The following is a 12,595-nucleotide window of genomic DNA, read 5'->3' as shown; positions in this document are numbered from 1 at the left end:
CTAAATTATAGATAGGAATGGTCAGGAAGAGTTTTCGTGGTTACGAGAGGGAAGCTGAAATTGATGCTCTTCCCTGACTCCTTCATTATCTAATCAAAGATTCCAACATCCTCACCGGTAGGAATACCGTGATAGTAAAACTTCAAAGTACGGGTCTCTGTTTTACTAGACAAAAAGGATTCTTTTGTCAAAGTGTTAAAAGTTGTACACTAAAATTGCCACCAATATTGGCAAAAAGCAGTGTGGCAGTTTTTGTTTCTTTATAGGTTTTTGGGGTGTTTTCGCAAAGTGACAGCCTGCTGGCTACTTTGCTAAAAACGGAAGGAGCTTATTCTCTTCCTTTCTTCAACCGATACTGTCCGGCTTCGCTTCTCTTGATTTCAACTGCCGGAAAACCTCGCCCGCGTGCTTCATCTGCTGCCTTAGCCAAGCGAGTTCGGATGACGTCAAATGATGATTGACGTAAGAGATTGCCCCCTTCGGCCTCGGTAAGGGTTGGGATTCCATGTCCGAAGCTGCCACGCCAAAATTCGTCAAGTTCTTGTCCATATTTTCTCTCCAATGCTTCATGGTCATCTAATATAACATAATCAGCTCCATTGTGCACCTGTCCCGTAAATATAGCAGGTGTTACCATCCTGAGCTTTGGCGGCCTTATAGCATGGATGCGCGTCACGCTCTTGTACGGTCGTATGAATTACAATATCAGGAAAATCCATTGGCCACGGAGTCCTGTGTATTTCTTTCCGTTGCGGTGTATTCATTGTTTGTACCGCTTCATGGTATAAAGGCAAATTGTGATGCGTGGTGCATAATAATTATTCTACCACATAGGCAAAATGGTATAATAATACTATCAGTGACTTTCTCGCGGAAAGCATAAATGAAAGAGGATAATCCAAACTCAAAGAATGTCTCAGCGGAGAGACGCAATTTTCTGAAAGCGTGTGCACTTTCTCTTGGGGTGGCAGCCGCTGGGGTAGTTTTTTATAGTAAGGAACCGGTAAAAAGACAAGAGGGAAAAATCCATGTCCTGAAAGACCACCGTGTCGTAATCCCGGACGTTTATCCTAAGCTATGTATAGTTCACGGCAAGGACGTGCTTAAGATGGTAACTGCTGCGGTGGAAAAACTGGGCGGCATGTCGAAATTTGTGGAAAAAGGACAGCGTGTGTTCATTAAGCCAAACGTGGGATGGGACAGACAACCAGAGATTGCAGCAAATACCAATCCTGAGGTTGTTGCGGCAGTTGTAACGCTCTGTCTTTCAGCCGGAGCAAGAGAGGTCTGGGTCACAGATGTGTCAATAAATGACCCTTACAGGAGTTTTGCCCGCTCAGGGATAGAACCTGCTGTGTTAAAAGCCGGTGGAAAGGTAAAAATCCCTACCGAAAACGATTTTCTCTACACTGATTTAAAAGGCGAGATACTAAAAGTGTGGCCTGTTGTCAGTTTTTTACATCAGGCCGACAGAGTGATAAACATTCCAGTTTTAAAACACCACTCTTTAAGCAAATGTACGCTTTCAATGAAAAACTGGTATGGAATTCTGGGTGGAAAGAGAAATCGGCTTCATCAGGAGATAAATATCTCTATCTCTGACCTTGCCTCTGCCGTAAGGCCCACTCTGACCGTTATGGATGCCACACGGGTGCTAAAAAGAAACGGCCCAACGGGCGGAAACCTGGCGGACGTATCGGCTGAAAACACAATAATTGCAGGCACCGATGAGGTAGCCATTGATGCCTGCTGCCTGAAATATCTGGATTTAAAAACCGGGGATGTCGCTTTTCTTAAAATTGCCGAGGTAAGAGGCACTGGTACTTCTGACTGGAAAAATGCCCTTCGTCATGAGGAGTTTTCCGTTTGAGCAAACTAACAACCATACGCAGGATTTACTCTGTGTTTTTTTTCGTACTTTTCCTTGTACTTCTCTTTGCTACAGATTTCAGGCACTTAAAAGGCTATGAAACGGCGCTTTTTTTAGAGTTGAGTCCGCTAACGTTTCTTGCCACACTGCTTAGCAGTTTCACCGTTTATAAAGGAATCATCTTATCGCTTCTTGTCATTATACCAACTGTTTTTCTTGGGCGCTTCTTCTGTTCATGGATATGTCCTATGGGTATTTTAAATCAGTGGGTAAGCCATATTTTTAATAAGCGCAAAAACATTGATCACAACAAAATTAATTCCTACCGCAGTTTTTTTGCTTTTAAATATTACCTTCTTACCTTTTTAATAGTTCTGGCAGCCTTTGGCTCTCTTCAGACCGGACTGTTTGATCCGATTTCCTTTTTAACTCGCTCTTTTACCATTTCTATGTTGCCTGCCTTAAATCATTCTGCAATCACAATGTACCTTAAACAGCCGATATTTAGCGGCGGGATAATTATCACTCTGATATTTATAGCTGTGATGTTTTCAAACCGGTTTTTGACACGCCTGTGGTGCCGGGCACTGTGTCCGCTTGGTGCGCTATTGGGGGTGATATCAGCCTTTTCGCCAATGCGGATTCGCCGCGATACAAAAAAATGTACAGATTGCCGTAAATGTCTGAAGTACTGTCATGGCGCCTGCGATCCTCATGCTGCCCTTAGGCAAAGTGAGTGTCATCTCTGTATGACCTGTATTGAGGAGTGCCCTGAGGGAGCGCTGCACTACGGATTAAAAAACCAGCAAAGTTCTGACCAAATGCCTCTTGATGTAAACCGCCGCAGAATAGTAGAGACCGCACTTGCCACAACCGTGTTATTTCCTATGATGAAAAGCGCTGTTAATGCACGCACTCTGGACACAGCCAGTGTAATCCGGCCTCCCGGGTCAATCCCTGAGGGAGATTTCCTCAGACGCTGTATAAAATGCGGCGAGTGTATGCGAGTTTGTCCTACCAACGTACTTCAACCTGCCCTCTTTGAGGCAGGGCTTGAAGGCTTGTGGTCTCCGGTTTTAATTAACAAAATCGGCTACTGCGAACATAACTGTGTGCTTTGCGGGCATGTCTGCCCAACTGGCGCTATCATGCCGCTTACGGTTGAAAAAAAGATAAAGACAAAAATCGGCACAGCATTTTATAACCGCGGCAGATGTCTCCCATGGGCTATGAACATCGAGTGTATCGTGTGTGAGGAGGTCTGCCCAACCTCACCCAAAGCCATATGGTTTCAAAACACAGAGCTTACCATGAGAGATGGTAGCACAAAAATATTAAAACGCCCCTTTATTGATACAAAACACTGCATTGGCTGTGGTATATGTCAAAACAAGTGCCCGGTTCATGACAGTCCTGCCGTGTATATCACATCTATCGGCGAACACAGATCTAAAACTAATCAGATGATTTTAAAGGCAAATTAATACAAGCAGCAGTCAATCGCCTAACTTTGTTGGCTTCGTCAAAAGCTCCTCAACGTACTAAAAGTACGCCTACGTCGCTTTCTCCTTGCCGCCTCGTTATACTTCTGACTGCTACTCGTTATAAGATGATTCACAGAATAAAAAATAACTTGCTTATTTAATAAAACTTATTATAAAATTCGTGGTGCGGCTACTTTAGAATATGATCGACGCAATGTAATTGTAATCATACTAATAAAACAAAGGAGGTAGTGTAGATATGGATTTAAAAGGCAAGAAAGTAATAATCACAGGCGGTGGACGTGGTATGGGCAGACAGTTTGGAACTGATCTGAAGGCTGCCGGAGCAGTACCGTTTGCAGTAGATGTTATTCAGGAAAACCTTGATTCACTTAAGGCAGACACTGGCATAGACGGCGCCATTGTGGATGTTACCAATGAAGCATCTGTTGAGGCATTTTTCAATGACTATGTAGGAAAATATGGCGCACCTGACGTATTGGTTAACAATGCCGGGATAACGGCAGACGGCCTTTTTGTAAGACAGAAGGGTGAAGAGACACAAAAATTTCAGCTTTCTAACTGGAATAAAGTTATTTCAGTTAACCAGACAGGAGTGTTTCTTTGCGCAAGAGAAGCAGCCTATCATATGGTCAAGAATAAGGTTAAGGGAGTAATAGTAAATATCTCCTCGATTAGCCGCTCTGGTAACAAGGGACAGACAAACTACACAGCAACAAAGTCAGCAGTTGACGGAATGACTGTAACCTGGGCAAAGGAGCTCTCCGCTTATGGCATCAGAGTGGGCGCCATAGCACCCGGCTACATCAACACCGAGATGGTTGCTAAAATAAGACAAGATGTTTTAGATAAAATAATTCAGCAAATCCCTGTCGGACGTCTTGGCGAGATGGCTGAGATTGCTTTAGCTGTAAAGTTCATAATCGAAAATGATTTCTTTACCGGCAGAGTGCTTGAAGTTGATGGCGGTATGAGAATATAGTTTTTAGTAATTTCATAAAAGAACTTACTTAGGGGGAAGGATTCTGTCTTTCCCCCTTATTTATTTGAGACCTAAGTTATTTTAGAATGTATTATTCCAATAACTGCGATTGTTACGATAGTAATGGTAAAACCGCTAAATAATCCGACCACATTTGCAAGCCGTAAATATATCAATGTTGAAAATATTGCAATGAATAGTAACAAACGAAAACTATTAAAAAAAATCGCAACTGGTTTAGCGTCCAAAAGTTTTGTAATTCCATATGACAAAAGGATGAAATTGATTAAAGTTACAGAGCTCCCGATTAATACACTAAAGGCAGTGTCGCTAAACCCCATAATGTACAGGACTGTACATATCACTATGGACAAAACGATGGTGCAGAGTGTTACGGTCTTAATCATCTTCTTTTATCGCTTTTTGAACAAGGCGAAACGTTTCAAAAAAGCCGGAAATGATACCAAAAATCAAAAAAATAATAGTTAACCAAGGAGTCGTGCCGAATAAGTAATCAAGCCCACGCCCTATTGCATATCCAACTGCTGTTGCAACAACAATATTTAATCCGACCTGACTGGCAAAGAAAAGGTGCCTGAACAGGCCGGATTTTTTTTTATCTGTCAATGAACTGCTGGCTTGTGTAAGTCTCTGAGGCTATGTCTCATGTTGTGGGAAAGAAAACTCAGTTCCCCTTTATATATAGGGATAGCTATTTTAAGCAAAAGTGTGTAGAAAAAGGCGCCAAATGCCCAGATACCAGCACTCAAGCTTAACTCAATGTATGATGGTAAATAGTCATATATCTCTCCTAACGTATCAGGCACAAATCCGGGGATTACAAAGCCCATACCCTTTTCAATATAAACCCCTATAAAAACAAGCACACAAGCTATGTTTAAAAACAAGAAACGATTTCTAAGTTTTGGTGACATAAAAATTACAAAACCTGTAAGGTTACACACCATTGCAACCCATGTAAACGGCACTAAAAGCGTGTGGCCTTTTAGTCCAAAAAACAGATACTCCATCGGAGCAAGATGAATGCTTTGTGAGTAAAACTCTTTGAATATCTCAGAGGCATACAGAAAAAGGTTGATGCCCATAGCATATGCTATTAGCTCGGCTATCTTAAAAATCGCCTTATCGTTAACCACAATGTCTGAGACTTTTCTGGCTACCTGAAACACAAGTATCATAAGTGCAGGTCCCGAACACATTGCTGATGCGATAAAACGAGGTGCTGTTATTGAGGCGTTCCAAAATGGCCTTGACGATAAACCGTTATATAAGAAAGCGGTCACCGTGTGAATACTAAACGCCCACGGTATTGATATTAGCACCAATGGCCACATAATGACCATTTTATATTCACGCCCGTGAGCCGCACTAAAGAGAACATAAAAGACGGCTAATGTGTTCAATATAAGGTAGCCGTTTAACACTATTACGTCCCACATGAGTATTGAACGCGGAAAGTTCGGAGTTATAAATAAATGCCATGCAACCAGAGGTTTACCCAGATCCGCGGTGATAAACATTAAACACATCAGCACTGCCGTTACAGCCATCATCTCACCAAAAAGCACTATCTCTTTGATTGGTTTAAAATGATAAATATACGAGGGTATTACCAGTATTACTGCAGCGGCAGCCACACCGACTAAAAATGTAAAGTTTGATATGTAAAAGCCCCACGAGACCTGATCTCTCATGTGAGTAACTATCAAACCATTATTAAGCTGCATGATATAGGAAACCAGTGCATTTAACATCACTATGCTTAGTAAGCCAAGCCAAATAAAATATGCTTTGTTTCCTTTGGTAATTTCTTTGAATAAATCTCTGATAAATTGCAGCAATGTCATATTCATTCTCCTCTATAAACTAAAGAAATAGTAAAACTTAGGCTGCGTATTAAGCTCCTCTTTAAGTCGAAACACACGCTTAGTTTCTATTAAAACTCGAATCTCACTTTCCGGGTCAAGCAGATTGCCAAATTTCCGTGCTCCAACCGGACAGACCTCCACGCACGCAGGGTACCGTCCGGGGTTTTCCCGAACTCTTTGTATACAGAAAGTGCACTTCTCAACAGCGCCCTTAATGCGCGGCCTGTTTCCAAGATAATGAGTCTCTGTGTTTATCTCATCTACTGGTATAGTCGGCTCTCCCCAATTAAACTTACGGGCGTTATACGGACACGCCGCCATACAGTAGCGGCACCCTATGCACCAGTTATAGTCAACCACCACTATTCCGTCCGGCTCTTTCCACGTGGCCTGCGTAGGGCATACCTTCACACAAGGCGGCTTCTCACATTGCTGGCACTGAACAGGCATATAAAAGTGCTCAGGAGCAGGCACTGTCTCCGGGTTATAGTACTTATTGGATTCCTCAAGATCGCTGACCCATTTCTCACCCTGTTCAAACTGTAACACTGTTATATATTGAATTTGAGGATTGCGCGACTGGTTATTTTCGGTAACACAAGCATAAACGCACCGTCTGCAGCCAACACAACGGGATAAATCAAGACCGTAGCCATAAAGTACCTTGGGCAGCGGAGCATTAGTTTTAACTTTTATGTGCTTTTTATATTTCTCTTCATATTCCTTCTCAAGTCTTGCTACAACGTCTTTTTTCTCTTTATCGTTCATTTCCCTGTAGTACTTCTGAAAAAAAGACTCCCATACAGATGCCGGACTGTCTTTTGCCGGAAGCAGTATGCCGCCTACTCCCAATGCTGCTGTTTTTAGAAAATTTCTTCTATTCATAAGTTTCTCCGTCCTTCACTTTTCATACACAGGTATGTAGAGTTTCCTGCCGTCAACTTCAATTGATGTAGTGCTTTTTATTTTTGTGACATCTTGCGGATGAGCAGGCATAGGAAGCGGCTTTAAGGGTTTAAAATGCGGCGAGTGCGGATTATGGCAGTTCACGCACAGATAATAGGTCTTATCTCCGTTCCAATATCCTATCCTTTTACCATGAATCCCTGTTTTCCAATCCCTGAAAATGTTACCGTGGCATTGCCCGCAAAGATTATAGGATTCTTCAAAAGTCACATGGTCGCCATTAGCCAGTTTCAGCACGTTACGATTATCTGCGTCGTGGCAGTCCAGGCACCAACGCTGTCTTTTTGCATGATTTAACTGGATTTCCGTGTGAAAGGAAAGCTCGCGCCTTTGGCGGTTGGGTGTCATTGCGGCATGACAATTAGAACACGGGAAAATCCCCTCTGTAAACTGTGGCTTTGTTGTTACAAATTTGGGAACATCATTTTCCGTTGAATTGTCCATTGTTGTCGTGTTATCCTGAGCTTCTGAATAAACAGGCATTGCAACCATCACTACTACTAATAACAAAAAATAAACTAGTTTACCAGCCATCTTTATAACCTCTCTGGCATATATTTTTTTAACTCACGCTATTATAATCAAAACAATATAAAAAAAAAAGTAGTATTCCAAATATTTTTTTTTAATTACATAACCGCATAAAATTTTTATGGCAGCGCACTTTGTTTCTAATCCGCCTGCCGCATTAACCCGTGCATTTAAGTTCAAACACTTTATGAAGGCCGGCAATTCCTTTTAGTTCAAAAAATCCGACCGGCTGAACTTTTATTCCTTGCATTTTAGCTGCCTCGCCAACTACGTGCTCAGTTACAAATATTCTGTTTACAAGGGGCATGTCTTCAGGTTTCATTCCACCCTCTAATGGTTTTAAATCGGCAGACTTTACACCCTCTACGCGAAAAGTCATATTGGTGGCAACCCCAAGTCTGTCACCTTTAGCATCAGTTCTCGTCTCACCAAAGTTAATGGCAAAACGCAGGTCTATGTGTGCCGAATCCTCAGTGGCCTCATTATACTTAGCTATCTCTCTGAGCAGGTCTAAAGCAAAGTTAACAGCGTTTCTAATTTTGGGAAACGTTATAAGAAAGCCGTCTCCGGTACTCTTTGAAAATTGAGCCTGTTCACGCCGTGAAATGGGTTTTGCAGTTTCTGTGAGTGTTTTTGTAAGGTTAAGGGCGAACTGATCTCCGTATCTGTTGGCGATACCAGTTGAATCACATAAGTCAACGACAAGGATAGCCTCGGTTTGAATGGAGCCTTCAGGAAGCATGTGGCCAACAACGGTCTTAGTTCCAATGGCTCCTGTCTCCTGTGACTTACCATCTCCGATTCTGAATAATTTCCCTGTGATTTTTTTTAAGGTGTCAACAGCCTCAATCTTAATATCATCATCGTCGTCATTGAGAAGCTCCTTGATGTGCGGTACTGAATCAGGGTTCTTAAGTTTCCCCAGCGCTTTAAGGGCCTCAATACGCACACGTTTCTGCCTGTCATTCATTAAAGCAAGTAATGGCGGGATAACCTCAGCGCCTCCAATTTTAAAGAGAGCATCCGGTATAACTCCTTTTATTTCCTCATCTTCCATTAATTTAGAAAGAGGCTCCACAGCCCGCTTATTTTTCAACGCACCGAGAGCTGTCACAGCTTTCTCTCTAACCCACCAGTCAGTGTCATCAAGGGCATGAATTAAAGGCTCAAGAGCCGACTCATCCGGCACCTTTGAAAAAAACTCAGCCGCCAGCCGCCGCATACTCTCATCAGTAGAATCCTTAAGCATGGTTACAAAAAACCTGACTATATTTTCTCCCTTAAGTTCCGACAGCGCATCTGTGGCAATCTGCCGTACCCACCAGTCGGAGTCTTTCATGGCTTTAAGCAGCACCTCTGATGTTCTTGAATCCTTTAGGCCATTTAAAACATCCACAGCACAACGTCTTACATTAACATCCCTGTCTCTCATTAACGCTATAACATCCGGTATGACCTCAGAGTCTGCCACCTGGAGGATATACTCAACGGCTTTTTGCCTGATTATCATATCGGTGTCTCTGAGCATTAACAGCATGGGGAGTGCCGCCCGTTTGTCCCCAATAGAGCCAAGAGCCTCCAAAGTGGCTCGTCTGATTTGTGTGTCCTCCTCGGAGAGTTTCTCTGTTAAGAGCTTCACTGCATCATGGTCTTTCATGGCACCCAGTGCTTTTACTGCAGCCACTCTGACTGAAAGTACACTGTCGTTAAGAGCCCCCATTATCACCTTTGACGCTGCAGGGCCTCCGGTTTCAGACAATATTTTGATTATATTTTTCTTTGTTTCAGAATCACATTCGTTAAAAATAGTAATGAGCTTAGGCACAGCTTGCTGGCTTTTTATCACACCCAGCAACTCGGTGGCGTTAGCCCGAACAGTCATATCAGAAGACTTAAGGTATTCTATAAGAAAAGGGATTGACTGCTCTTTCCATTTTTTCAGGATCAATTCCTTAGCTACCATTCTGACATCACTTTGTCTGTCACCTATCAGGGGTAACACCTCATAAAGGCAGCTTTCGTCGCAAATCCTTTGTACAATGTAGTGAAACCGCTCATAATTGATACGCCTGCTCCTGAATATGTCAACAACACGAATAAAGGCAGCACTCCCAAATGATATTAAATCATCTATTGCCTTATTCTGCTCGTCCTCAGTCTTTGCATCTTCAAGCCTGACCAGAATCTTCTTTATTCTTATTCCTTCAAACATAGCTTAGTTCAATACGTCCATAGTGGATCTGTAATTACTATATCCTCTCTTATGTCATTCAAATCAAACGAGCGCCGTTATCCTTCTGCATGGCACTAACTCTGTCAGCTACAGCATGTTTAGCTGCAGCAACAGGATATTGTCTCTATTTTTTCAAAAGATGATTTTCTGCTGTCAGCGACACAAGCTGCGATGTGGTCTGTCTTAGCCTTTCAACCAAAGTGTTTAATATTAATCTGAATTCTTCTGAGGTTTTATTGATTTCATCTTCAAGAAAATTCTTATCAAGCAAACCGCACTGCACCTCTCCCACAGCTACAGCCGAGGCTGAACGTGGTTGTCTGTCGAGATAACTCATTTCGCCGAAATAATCTCCTTTTTCTAAGGTAGCTATAACTATATCAACATTATTGATTTTTTTTACGATGTGCACTTTCCCGCTAAGAATCACATAGGTACCTTCGCCGTAACTGGATTCCTTAAAAATCACCTGCCCATCCTTATACGTTTCTTTTACCACTATTCTTCTCATCTGTTCCTGCCTCTTGTGATATTGTCAACTCTCACATTCCATCATTGTAACATAATTTTTAAATAATTAAAACGTCATATTGATATAATCGTCAGGTTTTATATATTATGTATTGAACAGCGCTATGGACAGAGCAGCGGATATATATCAGGGGGCAGGGGCGGGGGCGGATAAACAGCAAGGGCGCAAGCGTGTTGTTATCGTGGGGGCGGGTTTTGGCGGGCTTTGGGCAGCAAAATCCCTCGCTAACAAAAAAAATGTTGATGTTCTGCTTGTTGACAGAAATAACTATCACACGTTTTTTCCTCTTCTTTATCAGGTAGCTGCAGCAGAACTTGAACCTGAGGACATTGTCTATCCTATAAGGAGTACATTAAGGAAATATTCTAACGTAAAGTTTATTATGGCTGATATTGAAAAAATAGATTTTGCAAATAAAATAGTAAAAAGCTCTGGCTACGCCATTCACTATGACTATCTGGTGCTGGCAACCGGTACGGTGACTCAGTTTTTTGACACTCCGGGGGCAGCTCAGCATACGTTTCAACTTAAAAATCTTCATCAGGGGGTTGAGTTAAGAAACCACATCCTGAACTGTTTTGAGCTTGCGTCAAGGAAAATATCTGAAACGCAGAAGCAGAGTCTGCTTACCTTTACGATAGTGGGAGGGGGGCCTACGGGAGTGGAATTCTCCGGCGCACTTGCCGAGCTGATTCACGGGCCGTTTAAAAAAGACTACCCTGCTATAGACTTTAACTATGTCCATATAATCTTAATTGAGGCAGCAAACAGTCTTCTGCTGACTTTCCCTAAAAATCTCAGAGACTATGCACAAAACAAACTCAGCCGGATGGGGGTTGAGATAATGCTTCAGACCTTTGTCTCCCATGTTACCGGACAGACCGTGCACCTGAAAGACAAAGGGGTGATTCCGACAGAAACTGTGGTTTGGACTGCGGGAGTGTGTGCCGACCCGATTACAGAAAAGTGGGGAACTCCCGTAACTCGCAACAATCTGGTACGGGTGCTGCCCACGCTTGCTCTTGAGGCATACCCTGAGGTATTTGCCATTGGGGATGTATCCTCAATTGATGAGGGGCGAAGGCAGCTTCCTATGACAGCCCCGGTAGCACTTCAGCAGGGGGTTTTAACCGCTAAAAATATTCTTGCCTCAATTGCTGATAAGCCTCTGCAGCCGTTTACTTATAAAGACAGAGGGGCTATGGTGACAATCGGACGTAATTCAGCAGTTGCCCTTATCGGCAAAAAGACCTTTACCGGTTTTATTGCGTGGATACTGTGGCTTGTCATTCATCTGATGAATCTTATTGGTTTTAGAAACCGCGTAATGGTGCTGATTAACTGGGCAGTCGACTATTTATTCCTTGAGAGAGCAATACGGTTGATTTTCCCTGCTCCTAAGCCAAAGCGCCCGCCGGATGTTAGTTAAAAACAGCACTTTGCAAATCCATGCTACCATAGGGCCGGTTAGTAAAGACAAAAACACGCTCAGAGAGTTAATCACTGCCGGAGTTACGGCCTTTCGCCTGAACATGTCTTATGTGGCGCAGGGTGAGATGGCGGAGTTGGTTAAAACCGTCAGGAGTGTGTCATCCTCTGTTAAAATTGGAGCTGACATCAAGGGCAGAAAACTCAGAGTTGGTCCCATTGATACGCCATTAACGCTGAGTGCCGGAGACCGTGTAAAACTTATTCCCTCAGAAGAAGAATTTATGGGCAGCAGTGCCGGTGTGTGTGTAAATTATCCCCAGATGGCATCAGTAGTAACCGCAGGGAGCCGGATTTTACTTGATGACGGAGCTATCACTCTTATAGTTTCAGAAATAACAGACAATGGGTTAATTTGTACGGCCATAAAGGGCGGAAAGCTGACAAGCCGTGCCGGAGTAAACCTGCCGGGAATAGCCTTAAATCTGCCTCCTCTGACCAATAAAGACAGGGCTGATTTGTCGGAAATTTCGAGAGTGTTCAAAAAACTGTGTCATGAAGTCTAATTAGAGAGCATTTTTTGGAAAGTATATTTTCAGAAACTGCCTAACTGAATTATATTATCAGTTATAACAAAAAGGAGGCATGACACAATGAGT

13 protein-coding genes are annotated in these 12,595 nt (G+C 42.8%); 5 read left to right on the top strand and 8 right to left on the bottom strand.

The features are described from left to right. Positions 1 to 328: 328 nt before the first annotated feature. Positions 329 to 676, bottom strand: a complete 348-nt coding sequence (locus tag HQK88_05520; GenBank protein ID MBF0616261.1) for a hypothetical protein — start codon at positions 674 to 676, stop codon at positions 329 to 331. Positions 677 to 883: 207 nt separating this feature from the next. Between HQK88_05520 and HQK88_05515 the strand changes: the two genes are divergently transcribed. From HQK88_05515 to HQK88_05505, 3 genes are all read left to right on the top strand, one after another. Further along, complete coding sequence (locus tag HQK88_05515; GenBank protein MBF0616260.1) at positions 884 to 1,870, top strand: DUF362 domain-containing protein; 987 nt, start codon at positions 884 to 886, stop codon at positions 1,868 to 1,870. Further along, positions 1,867 to 3,354: a 4Fe-4S binding protein gene (locus HQK88_05510; GenBank protein ID MBF0616259.1), complete on the top strand. Its 1,488-nt coding sequence runs from the start codon at positions 1,867 to 1,869 to the stop codon at positions 3,352 to 3,354. The genes HQK88_05515 and HQK88_05510 overlap by 4 nt, the downstream gene beginning before the upstream one ends. Positions 3,355 to 3,613: 259 nt before the next feature. Then, on the top strand, positions 3,614 to 4,357 hold the full coding sequence (locus tag HQK88_05505; protein MBF0616258.1) for an SDR family oxidoreductase: 744 nt from the start codon (positions 3,614 to 3,616) through the stop codon (positions 4,355 to 4,357). A 71-nt stretch (positions 4,358 to 4,428) separates the two neighbouring features. Here the strand turns inward: HQK88_05505 and HQK88_05500 are convergent, their stop codons facing one another. The 7 genes from HQK88_05500 to HQK88_05470 form a co-directional block, all read right to left on the bottom strand. Further along, positions 4,429 to 4,764: an ATP synthase subunit I gene (locus HQK88_05500; GenBank protein ID MBF0616257.1), complete on the bottom strand. Its 336-nt coding sequence runs from the start codon at positions 4,762 to 4,764 to the stop codon at positions 4,429 to 4,431. Further along, entirely contained in the window at positions 4,757 to 4,984 is a 228-nt protein-coding gene (locus tag HQK88_05495) for an AtpZ/AtpI family protein (GenBank protein ID MBF0616256.1), read from the bottom strand. The genes HQK88_05500 and HQK88_05495 overlap by 8 nt, the downstream gene beginning before the upstream one ends. Beyond that, complete coding sequence (nrfD, locus tag HQK88_05490; protein ID MBF0616255.1) at positions 4,981 to 6,225, bottom strand: polysulfide reductase NrfD; 1,245 nt, start codon at positions 6,223 to 6,225, stop codon at positions 4,981 to 4,983. Before nrfD ends, HQK88_05495 begins: the two co-directional genes overlap by 4 nt. 12 nt (positions 6,226 to 6,237) lie before the next feature. Further along, positions 6,238 to 7,131: a 4Fe-4S dicluster domain-containing protein gene (locus HQK88_05485; protein MBF0616254.1), complete on the bottom strand. Its 894-nt coding sequence runs from the start codon at positions 7,129 to 7,131 to the stop codon at positions 6,238 to 6,240. 15 nt (positions 7,132 to 7,146) lie between these two features. Continuing rightward, positions 7,147 to 7,746 carry a hypothetical protein gene (locus HQK88_05480; GenBank protein MBF0616253.1) on the bottom strand — a complete coding sequence of 200 codons (600 nt, stop codon included), beginning with the start codon at positions 7,744 to 7,746 and terminating at the stop codon, positions 7,147 to 7,149. Positions 7,747 to 7,900: 154 nt separating this feature from the next. Further along, positions 7,901 to 9,955: a HEAT repeat domain-containing protein gene (locus HQK88_05475; protein ID MBF0616252.1), complete on the bottom strand. Its 2,055-nt coding sequence runs from the start codon at positions 9,953 to 9,955 to the stop codon at positions 7,901 to 7,903. A gap of 145 nt (positions 9,956 to 10,100) precedes the next feature. Next, entirely contained in the window at positions 10,101 to 10,487 is a 387-nt protein-coding gene (locus HQK88_05470; GenBank protein ID MBF0616251.1) for a cyclic nucleotide-binding domain-containing protein, read from the bottom strand. Between the two features lie 124 nt (positions 10,488 to 10,611). Here HQK88_05470 and HQK88_05465 point away from each other — a divergent pair, with 124 nt between their 5' ends. Both HQK88_05465 and HQK88_05460 read left to right on the top strand, forming a co-directional pair. Beyond that, positions 10,612 to 11,937 (top strand): NAD(P)/FAD-dependent oxidoreductase, encoded by a 1,326-nt coding sequence (locus HQK88_05465; GenBank protein MBF0616250.1) that lies wholly within the window; start codon positions 10,612 to 10,614, stop codon positions 11,935 to 11,937. Next, complete coding sequence (locus HQK88_05460; GenBank protein MBF0616249.1) at positions 11,927 to 12,502, top strand: hypothetical protein; 576 nt, start codon at positions 11,927 to 11,929, stop codon at positions 12,500 to 12,502. Before HQK88_05465 ends, HQK88_05460 begins: the two co-directional genes overlap by 11 nt. Positions 12,503 to 12,595 lie beyond the last annotated feature (93 nt).

The sequence above is a fragment of the Nitrospirota bacterium genome, assembly GCA_015233895.1.
Taxonomy (GTDB): domain Bacteria; phylum Nitrospirota; class Thermodesulfovibrionia; order Thermodesulfovibrionales; family Magnetobacteriaceae; genus Magnetomonas.
This window is presented reverse-complemented; position numbering and strand designations above follow the sequence as displayed.